The 18,912-nt window shown below is 66.7% G+C and carries 27 protein-coding genes; 19 read left to right on the top strand and 8 right to left on the bottom strand.

From position 1 onward, the window contains the following. Positions 1–11 precede the first annotated feature (11 nt). On the bottom strand, positions 12–1,754 hold the full coding sequence (locus K9B35_RS08440) for a DUF885 domain-containing protein (RefSeq protein ID WP_224921386.1): 1,743 nt from the start codon (positions 1,752–1,754) through the stop codon (positions 12–14). Between the two features lie 249 nt (positions 1,755–2,003). Between K9B35_RS08440 and K9B35_RS08435 the strand changes: the two genes are divergently transcribed. The 9 genes from K9B35_RS08435 to K9B35_RS08395 all read left to right on the top strand — a co-directional run bounded on the left by K9B35_RS08435 (position 2,004) and on the right by K9B35_RS08395 (position 9,090). Next, on the top strand, positions 2,004–2,297 hold the full coding sequence (locus K9B35_RS08435) for a winged helix-turn-helix domain-containing protein (protein WP_224921385.1): 294 nt from the start codon (positions 2,004–2,006) through the stop codon (positions 2,295–2,297). Between the two features lie 80 nt (positions 2,298–2,377). Continuing rightward, a complete protein-coding gene (locus tag K9B35_RS08430; protein WP_224921384.1) occupies positions 2,378–3,694 on the top strand; it encodes an APC family permease in 1,317 nt (438 codons plus the stop codon). Then, complete coding sequence (locus K9B35_RS08425) at positions 3,691–4,239, top strand: class I SAM-dependent methyltransferase (protein WP_224921383.1); 549 nt, start codon at positions 3,691–3,693, stop codon at positions 4,237–4,239. Before K9B35_RS08430 ends, K9B35_RS08425 begins: the two co-directional genes overlap by 4 nt. Before the next feature lie 203 nt (positions 4,240–4,442). Next, positions 4,443–4,823 (top strand): fluoride efflux transporter CrcB, encoded by a 381-nt coding sequence (gene crcB / locus K9B35_RS08420; protein WP_224921382.1) that lies wholly within the window; start codon positions 4,443–4,445, stop codon positions 4,821–4,823. After that, positions 4,820–6,022 (top strand): RluA family pseudouridine synthase, encoded by a 1,203-nt coding sequence (locus K9B35_RS08415; RefSeq protein WP_224921381.1) that lies wholly within the window; start codon positions 4,820–4,822, stop codon positions 6,020–6,022. Before crcB ends, K9B35_RS08415 begins: the two co-directional genes overlap by 4 nt. Further along, positions 6,019–6,678, top strand: a complete 660-nt coding sequence (locus K9B35_RS08410) for an HAD-IA family hydrolase (RefSeq protein ID WP_224921380.1) — start codon at positions 6,019–6,021, stop codon at positions 6,676–6,678. Before K9B35_RS08415 ends, K9B35_RS08410 begins: the two co-directional genes overlap by 4 nt. Further along, a complete protein-coding gene (locus K9B35_RS08405) occupies positions 6,675–6,890 on the top strand; it encodes a hypothetical protein (protein ID WP_224921379.1) in 216 nt (71 codons plus the stop codon). Before K9B35_RS08410 ends, K9B35_RS08405 begins: the two co-directional genes overlap by 4 nt. A 4-nt stretch (positions 6,891–6,894) precedes the next feature. After that, positions 6,895–7,584 carry an ATP12 family chaperone protein gene (locus K9B35_RS08400; RefSeq protein WP_224921378.1) on the top strand — a complete coding sequence of 230 codons (690 nt, stop codon included), beginning with the start codon at positions 6,895–6,897 and terminating at the stop codon, positions 7,582–7,584. Positions 7,585–7,740: 156 nt separating this feature from the next. Continuing rightward, the gene (locus K9B35_RS08395; protein ID WP_224921693.1) at positions 7,741–9,090 is read left to right on the top strand and encodes a cation:proton antiporter; all 1,350 of its coding nucleotides are present in this window, start codon (positions 7,741–7,743) and stop codon (positions 9,088–9,090) included. A 188-nt stretch (positions 9,091–9,278) separates the two neighbouring features. Here K9B35_RS08395 and K9B35_RS08390 read toward each other — a convergent pair whose 3' ends face one another. From K9B35_RS08390 to fumC, 6 genes are all read right to left on the bottom strand, one after another. Next, on the bottom strand, positions 9,279–9,839 hold the full coding sequence (locus K9B35_RS08390) for a hypothetical protein (RefSeq protein ID WP_224921377.1): 561 nt from the start codon (positions 9,837–9,839) through the stop codon (positions 9,279–9,281). A gap of 61 nt (positions 9,840–9,900) precedes the next feature. Beyond that, a complete protein-coding gene (gene gmk / locus K9B35_RS08385) occupies positions 9,901–10,575 on the bottom strand; it encodes a guanylate kinase (protein WP_412103450.1) in 675 nt (224 codons plus the stop codon). 147 nt (positions 10,576–10,722) lie between these two features. Next, positions 10,723–10,914, bottom strand: coding sequence for a hypothetical protein (locus K9B35_RS08380; protein WP_224921375.1), 192 nt, complete (start codon positions 10,912–10,914; stop codon positions 10,723–10,725). Then, entirely contained in the window at positions 10,911–11,105 is a 195-nt protein-coding gene (locus K9B35_RS08375; RefSeq protein ID WP_224921374.1) for a hypothetical protein, read from the bottom strand. Before K9B35_RS08375 ends, K9B35_RS08380 begins: the two co-directional genes overlap by 4 nt. Then, a complete protein-coding gene (locus K9B35_RS20175) occupies positions 11,102–11,236 on the bottom strand; it encodes a hypothetical protein (protein ID WP_263622440.1) in 135 nt (44 codons plus the stop codon). Before K9B35_RS20175 ends, K9B35_RS08375 begins: the two co-directional genes overlap by 4 nt. Positions 11,237–11,297: 61 nt before the next feature. Continuing rightward, the gene (gene fumC / locus K9B35_RS08370; protein ID WP_224921373.1) at positions 11,298–12,683 is read right to left on the bottom strand and encodes a class II fumarate hydratase; all 1,386 of its coding nucleotides are present in this window, start codon (positions 12,681–12,683) and stop codon (positions 11,298–11,300) included. Between the two features lie 124 nt (positions 12,684–12,807). On the opposite strand from fumC, the gene K9B35_RS08365 reads away from it, so the two are divergent. Further along, on the top strand, positions 12,808–13,794 hold the full coding sequence (locus tag K9B35_RS08365) for a class I SAM-dependent methyltransferase (protein ID WP_224921372.1): 987 nt from the start codon (positions 12,808–12,810) through the stop codon (positions 13,792–13,794). Positions 13,795–13,800: 6 nt separating this feature from the next. Here the strand turns inward: K9B35_RS08365 and K9B35_RS08360 are convergent, their stop codons facing one another. Next, the gene (locus K9B35_RS08360; protein WP_224921371.1) at positions 13,801–14,286 is read right to left on the bottom strand and encodes an SspB family protein; all 486 of its coding nucleotides are present in this window, start codon (positions 14,284–14,286) and stop codon (positions 13,801–13,803) included. A gap of 103 nt (positions 14,287–14,389) precedes the next feature. Here K9B35_RS08360 and hisB point away from each other — a divergent pair, with 103 nt between their 5' ends. The 9 genes from hisB (at position 14,390) to K9B35_RS08315 (ending at position 18,818) form a co-directional block, all read left to right on the top strand. Next, positions 14,390–14,977, top strand: a complete 588-nt coding sequence (gene hisB, locus K9B35_RS08355; protein WP_224921370.1) for an imidazoleglycerol-phosphate dehydratase HisB — start codon at positions 14,390–14,392, stop codon at positions 14,975–14,977. Next, positions 14,977–15,285, top strand: coding sequence for a YciI family protein (locus K9B35_RS08350; protein ID WP_224921369.1), 309 nt, complete (start codon positions 14,977–14,979; stop codon positions 15,283–15,285). The genes hisB and K9B35_RS08350 overlap by 1 nt, the downstream gene beginning before the upstream one ends. Then, positions 15,282–15,881, top strand: a complete 600-nt coding sequence (gene hisH, locus K9B35_RS08345) for an imidazole glycerol phosphate synthase subunit HisH (RefSeq protein ID WP_224921368.1) — start codon at positions 15,282–15,284, stop codon at positions 15,879–15,881. The genes K9B35_RS08350 and hisH overlap by 4 nt, the downstream gene beginning before the upstream one ends. After that, positions 15,869–16,594, top strand: a complete 726-nt coding sequence (gene hisA / locus K9B35_RS08340; RefSeq protein WP_224921367.1) for a 1-(5-phosphoribosyl)-5-[(5-phosphoribosylamino)methylideneamino]imidazole-4-carboxamide isomerase — start codon at positions 15,869–15,871, stop codon at positions 16,592–16,594. The genes hisH and hisA overlap by 13 nt, the downstream gene beginning before the upstream one ends. Then, a complete protein-coding gene (gene hisF, locus K9B35_RS08335; RefSeq protein WP_224921366.1) occupies positions 16,591–17,358 on the top strand; it encodes an imidazole glycerol phosphate synthase subunit HisF in 768 nt (255 codons plus the stop codon). Before hisA ends, hisF begins: the two co-directional genes overlap by 4 nt. A 124-nt stretch (positions 17,359–17,482) precedes the next feature. Further along, positions 17,483–17,719: a PEP-CTERM sorting domain-containing protein gene (locus tag K9B35_RS08330; RefSeq protein ID WP_224921365.1), complete on the top strand. Its 237-nt coding sequence runs from the start codon at positions 17,483–17,485 to the stop codon at positions 17,717–17,719. A gap of 77 nt (positions 17,720–17,796) precedes the next feature. Beyond that, a complete protein-coding gene (locus tag K9B35_RS08325) occupies positions 17,797–17,994 on the top strand; it encodes a hypothetical protein (RefSeq protein ID WP_224921364.1) in 198 nt (65 codons plus the stop codon). A gap of 31 nt (positions 17,995–18,025) precedes the next feature. After that, on the top strand, positions 18,026–18,346 hold the full coding sequence (locus tag K9B35_RS08320; RefSeq protein WP_224921363.1) for a phosphoribosyl-ATP diphosphatase: 321 nt from the start codon (positions 18,026–18,028) through the stop codon (positions 18,344–18,346). Positions 18,347–18,395: 49 nt separating this feature from the next. Beyond that, the gene (locus K9B35_RS08315; protein ID WP_224921362.1) at positions 18,396–18,818 is read left to right on the top strand and encodes a histidine triad nucleotide-binding protein; all 423 of its coding nucleotides are present in this window, start codon (positions 18,396–18,398) and stop codon (positions 18,816–18,818) included. Positions 18,819–18,912 lie beyond the last annotated feature (94 nt).

The following is an 18,912-nucleotide window of genomic DNA, read 5'->3' as shown; positions in this document are numbered from 1 at the left end:
TTGCCGGACCTTCACCCCGCCTTGCCGACCCGCGCCTTTTCCGCCGAAATGAACGTATCGATCTGCGCGTCCAGCACATCGAGCGGCACCGCGCCCTGCTCCAGCACCGCGTCGTGGAAGCGCTTAACGTCGAACTCGACCCCCAGCGCCTGCTCTGCCCGTGCGCGCAGTTCGCGGATCCTGATCTCGCCCAGCTTGTAGCCCAGCGCCTGCCCCGGCCAGCTGATATAGCGGTTCACCTCGGCATCGATATTCGCCGCCGACAGCGCGGTGTTGTCGAGCATGAACTGGACCGCCTGTTCCTTAGTCCAGCCCTTGGCATGGATGCCGGTATCGACCACGAGCCGGCACGCGCGCCACATCTCGTAGGACAGCCGCCCCATTTCCTTTTCGGGGGTGTCGTAAATGCCCATCTCGATCCCGATGCGCTCGGAATACAGCCCCCAACCCTCCGTAAACGCGGTGAAATTGGCGAGGTAGCGGCGGAATTTCGACGTCTCCAGCTCCTGCTGCAGCGCGATCTGGTGGTGATGCCCCGGCACCGCCTCATGCGCGGTCAGCGCGGGCAGTTCGTACAGCGGCCGCTGGTCGAGCTTCGAGGTGTTGACGTAATAATGGCCGGCCAGCCCCAGCTCGGGATTGCCCGGACCGTAATAGGCGGTGGTCGTCCCCTCCGCCGTCTCCGCCGGGATGCGCTTGAGGCCATAGGGCAGCCGCGCCATGCGGTTGAAGAAGCCCGGCATCTTGCCGTCGATGTCCTTGGCCTGCACCGCGGCGGCGGCCATCAGCTCCTCGGGCGTCTTGGCATAGTATTTGGGGTTGGTGCGCAGCTCGGCGACGAACGCCTCGCGTGTCGCGAAGCCCGCCTTCTTCGCCACCTCGACCATCTCGGCACGGATGCGCGCGACCTCGTCCAGCCCGATCTTGTGGATCTGCTCCGCCGACAGGTCGGTGGTGGTCAGCTGACGGATGCGGAAGGCATAGTAGCGCGCGCCATCGGGCTGCGCCGAGACGCCGACCGCCTTGGCGCATTTGGGGGCATAGCTGGTGCGGTAAAACGCCGCCGCCTTGGCATAGGCCGGGTTGATTACCTGAGTGACCGTCTTCTTCGCCCGCGCCTGCAGCGCGGCCCATTCGGCGTCGGTTGCATCGACCGGCTTTTTACGGGCGAAGGGCGCGTAGAAGCGCGACTTGGTTGCATCCTGCTGGATCACACCGGTGATCGTCTGTTCGAAGCCGACCAGGCTGACGCAGGGCTGGATATAGCCGCCCTTTACCGCCTGTGCGGTGATCGCGATCAGCGTGTCGTTGGTGGCGGGGAATTGATCCAGCCGATCGAGATAATAGCCATAGTCGGCCTTGCGCCGAAAGGCGGTGCGCTCGCCCTGCCCAGCCGCGCCCTGCCACGGGTTTGAGTAGCTGGTGAACAGGATCGTGCGCTGGCCGAAGCCGTTGCCCTCGATGCTTTCCGCCAGCAGACGGCGCAGGATCGCCTTGTCGGTGCGTTGCGCCGGGGTGAGGCCGGAATCGGGGATGGCATCGAGCCGTTTCAGGAACACCGCCTCCGCCACAGCGCGACGATCCTCGGCCGCGAGGCTGACATCGCCGACCGCGATCGGATCGATGTCGACGCCGACCGAGCGGGCGAAGCCGGGATTCTCCTTGAGCACCCAGTCGAAATGTTCGGCGAGCAGGGTGCGAAAGTCATCCTGCGGTCCGGCGACAGCGGGCGCAGCGGCGAGCGCGGCGGCCAATGCAGCCCCGACAAACGCGCCGCGGACAGCGAAACTTACAGTTTTGCCCCCGTGTACGGGGACAGGTGCGGAGCGGCGAGCGCGTCGCTGGGGGGTGCCGAAAATTGCCATTCCGGGAGGCAAGCAGAGGAAATCCAACATTGCAAGCAGGCTGTGCGGCACCCGATCGAACATCTGCAAATCGGTTTGCGGCGTAAACTTGTTTTCAGGCGGCCGGTGTCTAGATTTGCTCGTGCAGGGAGGTTTGCGATGAAGAATTTCGACATCGGTCAGATCGATGAAATGATCCACGCCCGCATGCGGCTTGGCATCATGGCCTATCTTGCCGATGCCGAAATTGCCGATTTCAACGCGTTGAAGACGCTGCTCCGGGCGACGCAGGGCAATTTGTCGGTGCATCTGCGCAAGCTGGAAGCGGCCGGATATGTCGCGATCGACAAGGGTTTTTCGGGCCGCAAGCCGCTGACCCGCGTGCGCATGACGCCGACCGGGCGCAAGGCGTTTGCGGCCTATATTGAAGCACTGGTCAAACTGATCGCATAAGGAACCTTGCCTCCCGGCGGTCCGTTGCATCCGCAATCGACAGCCCGCTTCTCTCCGGAGACCTGCCCGATGCCGATCTCGTGACCCCTGCCGCCACCCCGCGCCGCACGCTCCGCGCGGTCGATGTGTTCGCCCTGACCGTCGGCATCGTGATCGGCGCCGGCATTTTCCGCACCCCGGCGCTGGTCGCTGGCGTGGCGGGAGACGCGACGACGATGATCCTCGCCTGGGTGGCGGGGGGTGTGCTCTCGATCATCGGCGCACTCTGTTATGCCGAGATGGCGGCAGCCTGGCCGCATATGGGCGGCGATTATCACTTCATCGGGCGCGCATTCGGACAGCGAATCGCGTTCCTCTACGCCTGGGCGCGGCTGGCAGTGATCCAGACCGGATCGCTGGCGTTGCTGGCGTTCATCGTCGGCGATTATCTTCAGATTCTGCTGCCGCTCGGCCCCGCCGGTCCGGCGATCTGGGCAGGGATCGCGGTGGTCGCGGTCAGTGCAATCAACTGGCTGGGCGTGCGATGGGGGACGCAGGCGCAGCGCTGGCTGACGCTGACGGAAGTCATCGGGCTGGTCGCGATCATCGTCGCGGGCTTCTCGCTCGCCCCTGCGGACGCGGTGCCCGCAGCACCGGGCGGCGGAGCGCTGGGATTGGTGATGGTGTTCGTCCTGCTGTCCTATGGCGGGTGGAGCGAGGCGGTTTACGTCTCGGCGGAGATGAAAGATCCGCCGCGCCGGATCGCCGCGATCCTGTGCGCCGCGCTGGCGTTGGTCACCGCGCTCTATGTGCTGGTCAATCTGGCGTTGCTCAACGGACTGGGAATGGCCGGGATGGCGGGCAATGACGCGGTCGCGGCCGAAGTCATGCGCCGCGCATTCGGCCCGGCGGGCGCAGCAGCGATCAGCGCGGCGGTGGCGGTGGCGGCGCTGACCAGTGCAAACGCGACTGCGATCGTCGGCGGACGCACCGCCTGTGCATTGGGGCAGCGGATCAGGCCGTTGCGCTGGCTGGGCCATTGGGATCATCGTCGTGACACGCCGGGCAACGGACTGGTCGCGCAGGGCGGAATCGCACTGCTGCTGGTCGCGCTGGGCGGATTTGCGCGCGACGGGTTTCGCGTTGCGGTCGAGTACACTGCGCCGGTGTTCTGGCTGTTCCTGTTGCTCGCCGGGCTGTCGCTGTTCGTGCTGCGCCGGACCGAGCCGGGTACCCCCCGTCCCTTCCGCGTGCCGCTCTATCCCGTGCTCCCCGGGATCTTTTGTGCGACCACTGCGTATCTGCTTTGGTCGAGCCTCGCTTATACCGGATGGGGCGCGCTCGCTGGCGTCGCGGTTCTGGTCGTCGGCGCGTTGATGCTGTTGGTTGTCACCCCTGAAGAGGAGCTTGCGCCATGAAGCTGTTGATCCTCGCCGTCGCCACTTTCGTCGCCGGAAGCGCGGTCACGCCGCCTGCGGCACCCGTCGCGGTGGCATCCAGCCAAACCCCCGACGTCATCTATGTCCCGACCCCGCCCGCTTTGGTCGAGGCGATGCTGGACATGGTCGAGCTGCGCGATGGCGATGTCCTGTACGACCTCGGCTCGGGCGACGGGCGCATCCCGATCGCCGCCGCCAAGCGCAAACAGGTGCGCGCGGTCGGCATCGACATCGATCCGGCGCGGATCAAGGAGGCGAACGCCAATGCCAAGGCGGCGGGCGTCGCCGGCGAGGTGTCGTTCAAACAGGCGGATCTGTTCACCAGCGACTTCAGCGACGCGACCGTCGTCACCCTCTATCTGCTCGACACGCTGAACGAGAAACTGCGCCCGAAATTGCTCGCCGAGCTGAAGCCGGGGACGCGGATCGTCAGCCACGCCTTCCGCATGGGTGATTGGGAGCCGGAGAAGGAAGAAACGATCGACGGGCGGACGATCTATTACTGGACGGTGCCGGAACGGTAGATGGCGGGCCATGCCAATCCTCCCCCGCCAGGGGGAGGTGGCGCCGAAGGCGACGGAGGGGGAGGACGACTTCGCCCTTTCACCTCTTGCGGCACCCCTTCCTCCCCCTCCGTCAGCTATGCTGACACCTCCCCCTGGCGGGGGAGGATTAGTGACAGTCCTCGGGAATCGACCCGGAGCGGTTTCCGCGCTAGGGCGGCGATATGCATCATCTGTTTCTCGTCATGCTGGGCGGCGCGATCGGCGCCGGCGCGCGGCATCTGGTTGGGCGCGCGGCGCTCGCACTTTGGGGGCCGGGGTTTCCGGTCGGTACGCTCGCGGTCAATGTGATCGGCGGGCTGGCGATGGGTCTGCTCGCGGGCTGGCTCGCGACGCGGGCGAGCGGGGATGAGGCGCTCCGCTATCTGCTCGGCGTCGGCGTGCTTGGCGGCTTCACCACCTTCTCGGCCTTCTCGCTCGAGACCGTGATGATGATCGAGCGCGGCGACTTCGCGACGGCGGTTTTCTACATCCTCGCCTCGGTCGTGCTCGCAATCGGCGCGCTGTTCGCGGGCCTGCAGGTCAGCCGGATGGTGGCGGCATGAGCACCGAGAATGTGCGCCAGTTCACCGTCGCGCTCGACGATGACGGCATCCGGCTCGACCGCTGGTTCAAGCGGCATCTGCCCGACACCAGCTTCAACATCGTCTCGCGCTGGGCACGCACGGGTCAGCTGCGCGTCGATGGCGCGCGCGCGACTCCCGGCGACCGCATCCAGGCGGGCCAGGTGATCCGCGTACCCCCGGCCGACGCGGCGCAGGCTGCGGCGGTGGCGGCAAAGCCCAAAAAGGCGCGTCCGCAGCTGTCGCCCGAGCAGATGGAGTTCGCCGAATCGATGGTGATCCATCGCGATGCGCAGGCGATGGTGATCAACAAGCCGCCGGGCCTCGCGACGCAGGGCGGCACCAAGACGCATGATCATGTCGATCAGCTGCTCGACGGGCTCTATTACGAACTCGATGTGCGGCCGAAGCTGGTTCACCGGCTCGACAAGGATACGTCGGGCGCGCTGGTGCTGGCGCGGACGGCGCGCGCGGCGGCGTATTTCTCGAAGAGCTTTTCGGGGCGCACGGCGCGCAAGACCTATTGGGCCGTGGTCGTCGGCGTGCCGAGCATCGAGGACGGGTTCATCGAACTCCCGATCGGCAAGCAGCCGGGCACCGGCGGCGAGAAGATGCAGGTGGACGAGAAGGAAGGCCAGGCCGCGCGCACCCGCTATCGCGTGATCGACCGCGCCGGCAACCGCGCCGCCTGGGTCGAGCTGCAGCCGCACACCGGCCGCACCCATCAGCTGCGCGTGCACATGGCAGCGATCGGCCACCCGATCGTCGGCGACGGCAAATACGGCATGGCCGAAGCGTTCCTGTCGGGCAGCATCAGCCGCAAGATGCATCTGCACGCCCGCCGCATCCGCATCGACCACCCCGATGGCGGCAAGCTGGACGTGAAGGCGGACCTGCCGACGCATTTCGCGGAGACGTTGGTCCAGCTCGGCTTCAACCTCGAGGATGGCGACAATCTGCCGTCGGACGAAAAGGCGCCGCCGACCAAGGAGCAGGAAAAGGCCTGGGCCAAGGCGCATGCCAAGGCGGTGCGCAAGGAGCGCCGCGGTGAGCGGCAGGGCCGCCGCGACACGACGGTGAAGAAGGCCAAGCCCGGGAAGAAGGACGACAAAAAGGCGGAGAAGAAGGTCGACAAGAAGGTCGACAAGAAGCCCGCGCGGAAGCCGACCAAGAAGCCATGATCCGGCTCGCCGTGTTCGACTGCGACGGCACTCTGGTCGATTCGCAGGCCAATATCTGTCGCGCGATGGAGGCGTGCTTCGTCGCGCACCGGCTCGACCCGCCGACGCGCGAGGATATCCGGCGGATTGTGGGTCTGAGCCTTGTCCCGGCGATCGCGCAGTTGCTGCCCGACGGCGATGATGCGCTGCATGTCGAGATGGCGGAAGCCTATAAGCGCGCATTCCATGCGATGCGGATCGACGCGGCGCTCGATCCCGAGCCGTTGTTCGATGGCGTCGCAGAAGCGATCGAAGCGCTGAGCGATGCCGGCTGGCTGCTTGGCGTGGCCACCGGCAAGTCGGATCGCGGGCTGGCGCTGATCCTGGAGCATCATGGGCTGACCGACCGCTTCGTCACGCTGCAGACCGCCGACCGGCATCCGTCGAAGCCGCATCCGGCGATGCTTCAGGCTGCCATCGCCGAGGCGGGCGGCGATCCGCTGCGCACCGCGATGATCGGCGACACCAGCTATGACATCGCGATGGCGGTCAATGCTGGCACGCATGCGGTCGGGGTTGCGTGGGGCTATCACGAAGCGCATGAATTGCACGCCGCCGGGGCGCATCATGTGACCACGCACGCACGCGAGCTGCCGGCGCTGTTGGAGGCGTTATGACCGAGGATCAGGCCCGCAACCGCTATTTCGCGATGGTGTTCGCGCAGATGATCGCGGTCGCCGGGGCGGTGTTCGGGCTGATCATCATGGGCCGCGCCGAGGATATGCCGATGCGCCTGCTGGGTGCTGCGATCCTGATGTCCGGCCTCTATTGCATCGCCATCGTACCGCGCGCGCTCGCCCGGCGCTGGCGCACGCCGCCGACGGAATAGGATCATGCGACGGTTCTGGAAGCAGGTCGCGCTGGTCGCGGCTGATGGCGGGCATGACGTCCATCTCGACGGCAAGCCGGTGCGCACCCCGGGGCGCGCGCCGCTGACGCTCCCTAATCCGGCGCTGGCGGATGCGGTGGCGGAGGAATGGCGCGGGGTTGGCGAGACGATCGACCCGCGCGCGATGCCGCTCACCGGCCTTGCCAATGCCGCGATCGACCGGATCGCGCCCGATACCGCTGCCTTTGCCACTGGCCTTGCGAAATATGGCGAGAGCGACCTGCTCTGCTACCGCGCCGACCATCCGCTCGAGCTGCAGCTGCGCCAGGCGGCGAGTTGGGACCCGCTGCTCGGCTGGGCGCACGCGCGCTATGGCGCGGCGCTGATCCCGACCACCGGCATCATCCATGTCGCGCAGCCACCCGAGGCAGTGACGGCACTGGCGCAGGCGGTTGCCGCGCGGTCGCCGTTCGAGCTGGCGGGGCTGTCGCCGATCGTTACCGTCACCGGGTCGCTGGTCGCGGCGCTGGCGCTGCTCGAACAGGCCGCCGACCCCGAAGACATCTGGTCCGCCGCCAATCTGGACGAGGACTGGCAGGCCGAACATTGGGGGGACGACCCGCTTGCGCTCAAGGCGCGCGAAGCGCGGCGGGCGGACTATAGTGCGGCGGTCAAGTTCCTGCGCTTGCTTTGATCCCCCATGATGGTAGCGATCCCAGTTGGGGGCGATTTTTCCGCATTTCGGGTCACGAATCCGGCAGATAAAGCGGGCTGATCGATCGACCCAAGGGGGAGCGAGACGGTGTTCGAGGATCTGCTGGTCGATACGTGGCGCGCGCTGGGCGACATCATGGGCGCGCACGGGCCGGCGGTGAACTCCGCGGCGAGCTTTACCCCGACCGACTACAGCATCCATTTCTTCCTGCAGCTTGCCCTTATCATCTTCGCCGCGCGTGTGGTGGGATGGCTGGGGCAGAAGTTCCTCGGCCAGCCACAGGTGGTGGGCGAGATGATCGCGGGTGTCGTGCTCGGCCCGTCGCTGTTCGGGCTGTTCTTCCCCGAGTTGCAGGCGGCGATCTTCCCCAGGGAAACCAAGAACGTCCTGTATGTCGGCGCGCAGTTCGGCGTCGGCCTGTATATGTTTCTGGTCGGCTGCACGCTGCATCTCGACCATTTCAAGACCAAGGCGAAGAGCGCGGCCAGCGTCTCGATCGCGGGCATCGCGACACCGTTCCTGATGGCCGCGCTGATCACCCCGCTGCTGCTGACCGTTCCCGGGCTGTTCGCCGAGGGGATCAGCCAGTGGAGCGCGACGCTGTTCATGGGCGCGTGCATCGCGCTCACCGCCTTCCCGATGCTGGCGCGGATCATCAACGAGCGCGGCCTGGCCAAGACCTCGCTCGGTACCTTGTCGCTGACCGCCGGGGCGTTTGACGACGCGGTGTCGTGGTGCGTGCTCGCAATCGTACTCGCGACGTTCGGCGGCGGTCCCGGCATCGCGGTGATCGCGATCGTCGGGGGCGTCGGCTATGCGCTGTTCATGGCGATCTTCGGCAAACGCCTGCTCGCGCCGCTGGGCCGCGCGGTCGAGGCGCGGGGCGAGATGAGCAACACGGTGCTCGCGATCACGCTGATCCTGTTCTGCCTGTCCGCGTTCCTGATGGACGCGATCGGCATCCATGCGGTGTTCGGCGGCTTCCTGCTCGGCGCATTCATGCCGCGCGGGCTGTTCGTCGATGAGCTCAAGCGCAAGGTCGAGCCGCTGGCGGTAGTGATGCTGTTGCCGATGTTCTTTACCTATTCGGGGCTGAACACGCGGATGGACATGGTCAACAGCCTGCCGCTGTTCGCCATTGCGCTCGGCATTCTTGCGGTGTCGATTCTGGCCAAGTTCGGCGCGTGCTGGGCCGCGGCGCGGCTGTCGGGAGAGGATAACCGCACCGCGCTGGGCATCGGTGCGCTGATGAACTCGCGCGGGCTGATGGAGCTGATCATCATCAATATCGGCCTGCAAAAGGGCGTGATCGGGCCGACGCTGTTTTCGATGATGGTGCTGATGGCGATCGTCACGACGATGATGGCCGGGCCGCTGTTCGAGCTGGTCTATGGCAAAAAGGCGCGCGAGAGTGGAGAGCTGGATGCGATCAGCGGCGAGGACGGGGTTGCGCCAGGTGCCGCCATCGCTCCGCGCCCGGCATAAGGGTATTCACCGCATCACTCCCCTCCCTGAAAGGGAGGGGTTGGGGGTGGGTGCGCGCGTCAGCGCGCTCAAAAAACTAAACCACCCGTGCGGCAAAACAGCAGCAAGCGAGGCATCGAGCCTCGCTTGCTGCTAAACCCACCCCTAGCCCCTCCCTTTCAGGGAGGGGAACTGAAGGTCGCTTCAGCCTAGGGCATCGGAGCGGCAGGCTTTGGCAGCATCCACGCGATCACCGCACCGGCGGCAAGCCAGCCAGCGACTTCGCTGATCCAGCTGTAGATGAAATAGCCCCAGGGCGCGTGGTTGAACACCGGCTGCCCCAACTGGCTGTAGGCGGTGAACGCGACCGCGAACAGGCCGACGGCGGTCAGCCGCTGGGCAAAGCTCATGCCGATCGTCAGCCGCGCGAGCGCGAAGGCGAGCAGTCCTGCGCACAGCACGCCGAGCACCAGCCCGCCGACCAGAGCCGCGGTGTCGGGCAGCGCGAAGCCGCTGGTGTTGAACAGCACCATCGCGATCGGCCCTTCGCCATAGGCCTGCGTCCCCAACGGCGTGCCGGGCCAGGGGATCGGGTAGGCGCCGCTGCCATTGGGGCCGAGATGCTGGGCCAATGCAGCCTGAATCGCGACGCTCGCGGAATCGCCAGCGTTGCTCGTCGCCAGCATCGACAAGGGCGTGCCCCAGAAGATGAATCCGACGATCCACATTGCAACGCCGCCCAGCAGGCCGCCCAGCAAGACTCTTGTCATTTCGGCTCTCCCCGTTGTTTCGCCCAGCCTAACGCATGGGAACGCGGGAAGAAGCAGAAAATCAGCGCGTGGCGAGACCCATCTCGATCGCCTCTTCGGCGCGTTCGCGGATGAAGCCGATCAGGCCGGGCTTGCGTGAACGCTTCTCGCGCTCGGCCTTGAGGATGGTGTGGACCTTCTCGAAACAGGCATCGAGATCGTCGTTGACGACGACATAATCATAGCCGTCCCAATGGCTCAGCTCACGCTCGGCGCGCTTCATGCGATACTGGATCACATCTTCGCTGTCGGTCGCGCGGGCGCGCAGACGCTTTTCGAGTTCGGCGAGCGAGGGCGGCACGATGAAGATGCGGACGACGTCGCCGCCTTCAAGCTGGAACAGCTGCTGTGCGCCCTGCCAGTCGACATCGAACAGCACGTCCTGTCCGTCGGCGAGCATGCGCTTCACCGGTTCGCGCGGGGTGCCGTAGCGATAGTTGAAGACATGCGCCCATTCGAGGAATTCGTGGCGCGCGGCGGCGGCCTTGAAGTCGTCGGTCGACAGGAAATGATATTCGCGCCCGTCCTGCTCGCCCGCGCGGATCGGGCGGGTGGTCGCGGAGACTGAAACGCCCATGCCGGGCTCGCGCTCCAGCAGCTTGCGCGCGATGGTCGATTTGCCCGCGCCCGAGGGGGAGGACAGGACGAACAGCACGCCCCTGCGGTCGAACTCATATTTGGAATCGCGATGCGCCATGCGCGCCATTGGCGCCGGCGGGGCGGTTACGTCAAGGTGACCAGAGCGATTCCCGTCCTCCGTTTGCCCTGAGCTTGTCGAAGGGCTGGGCAAGGCGGTCATCGAACGCGGGCTGCGACGCTTCGACAGGCTCAGCGCAAGCGGAGTTCAGTACCGCCGTTTTCGGCCTGTGAGCAGCGACCACAGCAGGAACAGGCCGCCAACCACCCAGCCGAACGGGCCCATCCGCGTCAACGCGCGCTGGCCCATCGCCCCGATGATCGCGCCCTTCATCCCGCCGCGCCCGTCGCGACGGTCGATCGCGCGACCGAGCAACGCGGCGAAAAGCGTGCGGATCATGCCGCGGTCCGCATGCGACGACGCAGATAGCGATATCCAAATGCCGCTGCACCGATCACGATTGCGGCAGGAACCACCGTCTTGCCAACACGCCATGCGGCGATGCCGGCGATCGCGCCGAGGGTCCCGCCCTCGCCATCGCTCTCATCGGTTCGCTTGCCAATATAGCCTGCCACCAGATCGCCGATCATCTTCCAAACTCCTTGTCACCCGTGGCGAGGTCGAACACCTCGCCCATTCCGCGTAGGCCGGTCCAGAACGCTGCGCCCGCACATGCGACCGCAACTCCGCCGAGCAGCGCACCGAAGATCGATCCGTCCATTAACCAGCCCTCCGTTGGTGGAGGAAAAGCGCGAAACCGAATCCGGTTCCGCGCCGGGCGGTCACACCATGGTTTCGGGGCGGACGAGCCGGTCGAAGGTCGCGGCGTCGACCACGCCGAGCGCGAGCCCGGCCTCACGCAGCGTCGTCCCCTGCTCATGTGCGGTCTTGGCGATCTTGGCGGCATTGTCATAGCCGATCTCGGGCGCGAGCGCGGTGACGAGCATCAGCGAGCGTTCGACCAGTTCGGCGATGCGGCCTTCGTTCGCGGTCATCCCTTCGACACAGCGTTCGGCGAAGCTTTCCATGCCGACGCTGAGCAGATGGATCGATCGGAGCACCGCCGCGCCGATCAGCGGCTTGAACACGTTCAGCTCGAGATGGCCCTGCATGCCGCCGACGGTGACCGCCATATGGTTGCCGATCACCTGCCCCGCGACCATCGTCAGCATCTCGCACTGGGTGGGGTTGACCTTGCCCGGCATGATCGAGCTGCCCGGTTCGTTGGCGGGGAGCTCCAGTTCGCCGAGGCCGGAGCGTGGGCCGGAGCCCAGCAGGCGGATGTCATTGGCGATCTTGGTCAGCGCGACGGCCAGCGTGTTGAGCGTGCCGGAGAGGTGGACGAGCGGGTCGTTGGAGGCGAGCGCTTCGAACGCGTTCTCCGCCGGCATGAACGGGTGCCCGGTGATCTCGCCCAGTGCAGCACAGAACTCGGCGGCGAAATTCTCCGGCGCGTTGAGGCCGGTGCCGACCGCCGTCCCGCCCTGCGCCAGCCGGTTGGTCCCGGCGACCACCCCCGGCTCGATCCGGCGCAGCGCACGATAGACCTGATTCGCCCAGCCCGATGCCTCCTGCCCAAGGGTCAGCGGGGTCGCGTCCTGCAAATGCGTGCGGCCGATCTTGACGATGTCCGCCCATCCTTGCGCCTTGGCTTCGAGCGCCTTTTGAAGCCGCTGGCCCGCCGGCATCAGCGCGCGAGTGACGGCTAGGCTGGCGGCGATATGCAGCGCCGTCGGAAAGCTGTCGTTGGACGACTGGCTCATATTGACGTGATCATTGGGATGGACTGGCGATTTGCCGCCGCGCGTGCCGGCCAGCACCTCATTGGCGCGGCCCGCAATCACCTCGTTGACGTTCATGTTCGACTGGGTGCCGCTGCCGGTCTGCCAGATGACCAGCGGGAACTGGTCGTCATGCTGCCCCGCGGCGACCTCCGCCGCCGCCGCCTCGATCGCGTCGGCCAGCGCTCCGTCGAGCCCGTGGTTGCGGTTCACCCGCGCCGCCGCCTGCTTCACCAGCGCGAGCGCATGAATGATCCCGATCGGCATCCGCTCGGTCGGGCCAAACGGGAAATTCTCGATGCTCCGCTGAGTCTGCGCGCCCCAATAGGCGGTGGCGGGCACCTCGATCGCGCCGATCGAGTCGGTTTCGGTGCGCGTGGCGGTCATTTCAGTCTCCTGCAGCGGCTTGGGCCGAGATGGCGGTCGCACCGGCACGGGGCAAGCCGCGCGCGCGATTGATTTCGTAACGATAACGCAACTAGGCTGCGCCATCGCCGTCACGGGAGCCATCATGCCGCAGCCGATCACCGCCGACGCCTGCGCCGCGATGCGCGACCAGTTCCGCGACGCGCGGCTGATGATCGCCAACGAGTTTCGCGGGCTCGACACGCATGACCAATATTACAACGCCTTTGCCCGTGCCCTGAAGCGCGATCCGCTGGAGCGGGTGGCGATGCTGGGGACCGACCAGCGCGACCAGTTCGTGCCGGTGCTGCGCAGCCTGATCGCGGAGGCCGGCAACGCACCGCGCCGCATCCTCGATGTCGGGTGCGGCGATGGCCAGACCTTTGCGCTGATCGCTGACACGGTGCCGGCTGGATCGACGATCGACCTGATCGATCCGAACGAGGATTATGTCCGCGCCTATGCCGATCGCGTCGCGGCGATGCCCAATCTGGCGCTCGGCGCGGCGCACGCCCTGCCCTTCATCCCCGATGCGGAGGACAGTTTCTACAGCCCCGCACTCGATCGCGGCTATGACCTGATCCTCGCGATCCACGCGCTGTACTTCTTCGCCGACCTCGACGCCTGCCTTGCCGATCTCGGCGCGCGGCTGGCGCCCGGCGGGACCGCGATCATCGTGTTTGCCGACGAATCGGTTTCCTACACCGGCCTTGGCTATCGCGCTTTCCTGCGCAGCGGCGGGCAGGAGGATCTGGCGCAGGCGCATGCCGATCTGTGCGCCCAGCGGATTGCGCTGCTGCGCGGATCGGCGGGGGCACCGCCCGCGATCGCCGCGCGGTGGCAGGGCGATGCCCGCGTGCATCCGCAACCGACGCGGCTGTACGGCCACAGCCTTCCGGACCTGATTGCGCTCGGCAACATCGCCGGCTTGAGCCTGTTCGAGAGCGTGGCGAAGTTCGAGGTCATCGCCGACCTGCTCGAACATGCGCCCGAGCAGGCGGACTTGCGCATCGAAACCGAGGATGGCCCGCGTCAGGGGATGCTGAGCGTAACCCAGCCGCAGATCGTGTGTGCGATTACCAGGCCGGGCTGAACCGGCTTACTTCTTCCGCTTGAAGTCCACCGCGACGACGTTCGACCCATCCTCGACCGGGGTCGCGATGGGGGGTTCGTCATTTTCCGCCTCGTCATGCGGTTCGGGACCATCGGGGTCCTCCGCTGCCTGGAAGCGCAGTTCGAAATTGACGGCGGGGTCGTGGAAGCCGGTGATCGCGGCGAACGGGATGATCAGCAGCGACGGGATCTGGTTGAAGCTCAACCCCACCGAGAAGCGGTTGTCGTCAACCTTGAGGTCCCAGAAGCGGTGCTGGAGGACGATCGTCATCTCGTCCGGGAAGCGTTCGATCAGCCGGTCGGGGATGTCCACGCCGGGCGCGCGCGTCTTGAACGTGATGTAGAAATGGTGCGCGCCGGGCAATGCCCCGGTCGCAGCGACCTGATCCAGTACCCGGCCGACGACCGCGCGCAGGGCCTCCTGCACGATCTCGTCATAGGGAATCAAACTGTCGGGTACATTGCCGGTCATTTGCCCTGACCTAGCGACGCCAGCGGAGCGGTCAAGATTTGTTGCCATTCCCGAAAGTGCAGCGATGATTGCACCGGCCAGCGCAACCGCTATGGGAACCGCCATGCGTACCGCCACGATCAGCCGCAAGACCAGCGAAACATCGGTCGATGTGACCGTGAACCTCGACGGCACCGGCACTTATGCGATCTCCACCGGGATCGGCTTTTTCGACCATATGCTCGAGCAGCTGTCGCGCCATTCGCTGATCGACCTCGACGTCAAAACGGTCGGTGACCTGCATATCGACCAGCACCACACGGTCGAGGACACCGGCCTTGCCATCGGCGAGGCGGTGGCGAAGGCGCTCGGCGACAAGCGCGGGATCCGTCGCTACGCCGATGCGCTCTCGCCCATGGACGAGACGCTGACCCGCGTCGCGCTCGACATTTCGGGGCGCCCGTATCTCGTGTGGAAGACCGAGTTCAGCCAGAAGCGCCTCGGCGAGATGGATACCGAGATGTTCGAACACTGGTTCCACAGCTTCGCCCAGACCGCCGGCCTGACGCTGCATGTCGAGACGCTGTACGGCAGCAACAACCACCATATCGCCGAAGCCGCGTTCAAGGGCCTCGCCCGCGCGCTGCGTGAGGCGGTGGAGATCGACCCGCGCAAGGCGGACACGATCCCGAGCACCAAGGGGACGCTGTAATGGCGCGACTGGACGCCGCGCCGGTCTGTGTCATCACGCTGAGCTATGTCGCGCCGATCGAGCAGGTCGACGCGCAGATGGCGGCGCATGTCGCCTGGCTGGAAGCCGGTTTTGATGAAGGACTGTTGCTGATCGCGGGGCGTCAGGTGCCGCGCACCGGCGGCATCATCCTGTGCCGCGGCCATCGCGCCGAGGTGGAGGCCTTTGCCGCGACCGACCCGTTCGTCAGCTCCGGCGTTGCGACGGCGGTCGTGACCGAGATGGCGGCGAGCTTCGCCGCCGACGCATTGGCCCCGTTGCTGGCATGACCATCGCCCTGATCGATTACGGCGCGGGCAATCTTCATTCGGTCCACAATGCGCTGAAGGCCGCCGGAGCGGTGGGCGTCGCGGTTACCGCCGATCCCGACGCGGTGGCGCGGGCCGATCGCATTGTCCTGCCCGGCGTCGGCGCGTTCGGCGCGTGCGCGGCGGGGCTGCGCGCGATCCCCGGCATGGTCGAGGCGATGGAGCGCCGCGTGCTCGAACAGAGCGCGCCGTTCCTGGGCGTGTGCGTCGGCATGCAATTGCTCGCGACGCGCGGCGAGGAACATGGCAGCCATGATGGCCTTGGCTGGATGGACGGCGTGGTGCGCGAACTGCCGGCGGGCGATGTCCATGTCCCGCATATGGGCTGGAACGACGTCACTCCGCTCGCCCCGCATGTGCTGATCGAGCCGGGCGAAGCCTATTTCCTGCACAGCTTTGCCTATTCGGGCAGCGGCGTGCTGGCGGTTACCCAGCATGGCGGGCCGGTGACTGCGGCGATCGGCCGCGACAATATTCTGGGGGTGCAGTTCCACCCCGAAAAGAGCCAGCGTTACGGGCTGGCGCTTCTCCAGCGTTTTCTAGGATGGAAGCCGTGATCGTTTTCCCCGCCATCGACCTCAAATCCGGGCAGGTCGTCCGCCTTGCCGAGGGGGATATGGCCCGCGCCACCGTCTATGGCGACGACCCCGCTGCGCAGGCGACGCTGTTCGCGCAGGCCGGGGCCGAGTGGCTGCACGTCGTCGATCTCGATGCGGCCTTTGCCGGTGAATCGATCAACGGCGTCGCGGTCGCGGCGATCGTCGATCGCTTTCCGGGCAAGGTCCAGCTGGGCGGCGGCATCCGCAACCGCGCATCGGTCGAGCGCTGGCTCGATCTGGGCGTAACCCGCGTGGTGATCGGCACGGCGGCGCTGGAAGACCCCGATTTCGTGCGCGAAACGGCAGCGGCGCATCCCGGCCGCGTCGTCGTGGCGGTCGATGCGCGCGACGGCTTCGTCGCGACCAAAGGCTGGGCGGATGTGTCGACCGTGTCGATCGCGGAACTCGGCCACCGCTTCGAGGATGCCGGGGTCGCCGCTTTGCTGTTCACCGATGTCGGGCGCGACGGGCTACTCAAGGGTTGCAATGTCGAGGCGACGGTGGCGCTCGCCGCCGAGGTGTCGATTCCAGTGATCGCCAGCGGCGGCGTCGCGGGGATTGAGGACATCCATGCGCTGGTCGGCCAGCCGGGGATCGAGGGCGTGATCACCGGAAGGGCGCTGTATGACGGGCGGCTCGATCTGGCCGAGGCGATCAGGGCCGCCGCATGACCGTCCGCGCGCGCGTCATTCCCTGTCTCGACGTCGCTGGGGGCCGCGTCGTCAAGGGTGTGAACTTCGTCGATCTGGTCGATGCCGGCGATCCGGTCGAGCAGGCGCGCGCCTATGACGCCGCCGGGGCGGATGAATTGTGCTTCCTCGACATCACCGCCAGCCATGAGGCGCGGGGCACGATCCTCGATGTCGTGCGCCGCACCGCCGAGGTGTGTTTCATGCCATTGACGGTCGGCGGTGGGGTACGCAGCGTCGAGGATGCCCGTGCGCTGCTGCTCGCCGGCGCGGACAAGGTTGCGGTCAACAGTGCTGCGGTCGCGCGGCCCGAACTGGTCGCCGACATCGCCGAGAAAATGGGCAGCCAGTGCGTCGTCGCTTCGGTCGATGCGCGGCAGGTCGCGCCGGGCCGGTGGGAAGTCTTTACCCATGGCGGGCGCAAGCCGACCGGCATCGATGCAGTCGAGCATGCGCTCAACCTTGCGCGGCTGGGGGCGGGCGAGTTGCTCGTCACCTCGATGGACCGCGACGGGACGCGCGACGGCTATGACCTCGCGCTGATCCGCACGATCGCCGATCAGGTGCGCGTGCCGGTGGTCGCGTCGGGCGGGGTCGGCGGCCTCGCCGATCTGGTCGCCGGCATTGTCGAGGGGCATGCCAGCGCCGTCCTCGCCGCATCGATCTTCCATTTCGGTCAGGCGAGCATCGCCGACGCGCATGCCGCGCTGGCAGGAGCCGGGATCCCGGTCCGCACCGTCGGTTAATTTGACAGTTACCGGTTGCGACGTCGGCGCGTTAACCCTCGACTCCGGCTGATCCGGCGCATTTGCACCCGCTGGCAGGCTTCTTGCTCCCTCCCCCGCTAACCACAGGGAAAGGGAGAACCCCATGATTCGAACCAGCCTTCGCCTCGCCGCGCTCGCCGCAGCTTTCGCCGCCGCTCCGGCGCTTGCCTATGACAAGCCGCCGAGCAGCTCGACCCCGCCGGGATCGTCGTCGGGCGGCGGCACCGGGTCGTCGGGCGGCAGCCCCACCTCGATCCCCGAGCCTGCCGCGATCGGCCTGTTCGCGCTCGGCATTGCTGGCGCCGCGATCATGCGCCGCCGTCGCAAGCGCGAGGATTGATCCTTCGCTGAAGCGGCGCCGGCGCGCTGAAATCGCGCCTCAACCTTTTGGCAGGGGTCGCGGATTATGGTCGCACCATGATCCGCGCCCTGCCCCTGATCCTACTGACCGCCGCCCCCGCATTCGCCGCGCATAGCGGCGAGATCAGCCGCCGGACGATGCCCGAACTGTCCGATCTGGCGCTCGCCGCGATGGCGGCGGTCGGGCTGTGGCTTGCCCAGCGCGCCATGCGCCGTCGCGCCCGTGCGCGCCGCGAGGCCAGTTCACAGGATTGACAGGAAAGCCGCGCTGACCGACTGCGCGACCATGGCCGACGACATCCTCGCGACGCTCGAATCCGTGATCCGCGACCGCCGCATGGGCGATCCGGCGTCATCCTATGTCGCGAAATTGACCGCCAAGGGTCGCGCCAAGATCGCACAGAAATTGGGCGAGGAAGCGGTCGAGGCCGTCATCGCCGCGGTGCAGGACGACCGCGCCGGGCTGACCGGCGAAGCGGCGGACCTGATCTTTCATCTGCTCGTCCTGCTCGCCGACATGGACCTGAGCCTCGATGATGTCCGCGCCGAACTCGCGCGGCGCGAAGGGGTTTCGGGGATCGAGGAAAAGGCAGGGCGCGCGGTCTGACTTCCGCGTCAGCTCCGGCGGGGTTATGACGGCGGCAAAGGAGCCCCTTATGCCCGTCGACGCTACTCAGCCCTATGACGACCAGAATATCTTCGCGAAGATCCTGCGCGGCGAGATTCCGGCCAAGCGCATCTATGAGGACGATTACGCCCTCGCCTTTCCCGATATCGCCCCGGTCGCGCCGACGCATATCCTGGTGATCCCCAAGGGCGCCTATGTCAGCTGGGACGATTTCAGCGCGCGGGCGAGCGACGCGGAGATTGCGGGATTCGTCCGCGCAGTGGGCACGGTTGCGCGCGACGCCGGGCTGGTCGCACCGGGATATCGCCTGCTCGCCAACACTGGCGCAGATTCGCACCAGACGATCGGCCATCTCCACGTCCACCTGTTCGCGGGGCGCAAGCTCGGCCCGATGCTGGTCGATCGCGGCACCGTGGACGCGATGATCGCGCGCGGCGACACGATCGGTTGAGGATCGCGACGTAACATCTGTAACAAAGCCGCAATTCGGGGATTGCGCGCAACTGAATTGCGGCTAGGCTCCCCGGGCTTTCGTATCAGCGGCG

Origin of the sequence: Sphingomonas sp. R647 (assembly GCF_020177055.1) — a bacterium.
Lineage (GTDB): Bacteria > Pseudomonadota > Alphaproteobacteria > Sphingomonadales > Sphingomonadaceae > Sphingomonas.
The sequence above is the reverse complement of the archived record's forward strand: the minus strand, read 5'-3'. Positions and strand labels throughout refer to the sequence as shown.

Excerpts from the sequence above, each read along its gene's own strand:
- K9B35_RS08365 (WP_224921372.1), top strand. The coding sequence starts at position 12,808 with ATGCCGCAGCCGATCACCGCCGACGCCTGCGCCGCGATGCGCGACCAG.
- K9B35_RS08325 (WP_224921364.1), top strand. The coding sequence starts at position 17,797 with ATGATCCGCGCCCTGCCCCTGATCCTACTGACCGCCGCCCCCGCATTC.
- hisH (WP_224921368.1), top strand. The coding sequence starts at position 15,282 with ATGACCATCGCCCTGATCGATTACGGCGCGGGCAATCTTCATTCGGTC.
- K9B35_RS08380 (WP_224921375.1), bottom strand. The coding sequence starts at position 10,914 with ATGATCCGCACGCTTTTCGCCGCGTTGCTCGGTCGCGCGATCGACCGT.
- crcB (WP_224921382.1), top strand. The coding sequence starts at position 4,443 with ATGCATCATCTGTTTCTCGTCATGCTGGGCGGCGCGATCGGCGCCGGC.
- K9B35_RS08415 (WP_224921381.1), top strand. The coding sequence starts at position 4,820 with ATGAGCACCGAGAATGTGCGCCAGTTCACCGTCGCGCTCGACGATGAC.
- K9B35_RS08425 (WP_224921383.1), top strand. The coding sequence starts at position 3,691 with ATGAAGCTGTTGATCCTCGCCGTCGCCACTTTCGTCGCCGGAAGCGCG.
- hisF (WP_224921366.1), top strand. The coding sequence starts at position 16,591 with ATGACCGTCCGCGCGCGCGTCATTCCCTGTCTCGACGTCGCTGGGGGC.
- K9B35_RS08390 (WP_224921377.1), bottom strand. The coding sequence starts at position 9,839 with ATGACAAGAGTCTTGCTGGGCGGCCTGCTGGGCGGCGTTGCAATGTGG.
- K9B35_RS08330 (WP_224921365.1), top strand. The coding sequence starts at position 17,483 with ATGATTCGAACCAGCCTTCGCCTCGCCGCGCTCGCCGCAGCTTTCGCC.
- K9B35_RS08360 (WP_224921371.1), bottom strand. The coding sequence starts at position 14,286 with ATGACCGGCAATGTACCCGACAGTTTGATTCCCTATGACGAGATCGTG.
- K9B35_RS08405 (WP_224921379.1), top strand. The coding sequence starts at position 6,675 with ATGACCGAGGATCAGGCCCGCAACCGCTATTTCGCGATGGTGTTCGCG.
- K9B35_RS08350 (WP_224921369.1), top strand. The coding sequence starts at position 14,977 with ATGGCGCGACTGGACGCCGCGCCGGTCTGTGTCATCACGCTGAGCTAT.
- K9B35_RS08410 (WP_224921380.1), top strand. The coding sequence starts at position 6,019 with ATGATCCGGCTCGCCGTGTTCGACTGCGACGGCACTCTGGTCGATTCG.
- K9B35_RS08320 (WP_224921363.1), top strand. The coding sequence starts at position 18,026 with ATGGCCGACGACATCCTCGCGACGCTCGAATCCGTGATCCGCGACCGC.
- K9B35_RS08400 (WP_224921378.1), top strand. The coding sequence starts at position 6,895 with ATGCGACGGTTCTGGAAGCAGGTCGCGCTGGTCGCGGCTGATGGCGGG.
- K9B35_RS20175 (WP_263622440.1), bottom strand. The coding sequence starts at position 11,236 with ATGGACGGATCGATCTTCGGTGCGCTGCTCGGCGGAGTTGCGGTCGCA.
- gmk (WP_412103450.1), bottom strand. The coding sequence starts at position 10,575 with ATGGCGCATCGCGATTCCAAATATGAGTTCGACCGCAGGGGCGTGCTG.
- K9B35_RS08315 (WP_224921362.1), top strand. The coding sequence starts at position 18,396 with ATGCCCGTCGACGCTACTCAGCCCTATGACGACCAGAATATCTTCGCG.
- K9B35_RS08395 (WP_224921693.1), top strand. The coding sequence starts at position 7,741 with ATGGGCGCGCACGGGCCGGCGGTGAACTCCGCGGCGAGCTTTACCCCG.
- fumC (WP_224921373.1), bottom strand. The coding sequence starts at position 12,683 with ATGACCGCCACGCGCACCGAAACCGACTCGATCGGCGCGATCGAGGTG.
- hisB (WP_224921370.1), top strand. The coding sequence starts at position 14,390 with ATGCGTACCGCCACGATCAGCCGCAAGACCAGCGAAACATCGGTCGAT.
- K9B35_RS08375 (WP_224921374.1), bottom strand. The coding sequence starts at position 11,105 with ATGATCGGCGATCTGGTGGCAGGCTATATTGGCAAGCGAACCGATGAG.
- K9B35_RS08435 (WP_224921385.1), top strand. The coding sequence starts at position 2,004 with ATGAAGAATTTCGACATCGGTCAGATCGATGAAATGATCCACGCCCGC.
- hisA (WP_224921367.1), top strand. The coding sequence starts at position 15,869 with ATGGAAGCCGTGATCGTTTTCCCCGCCATCGACCTCAAATCCGGGCAG.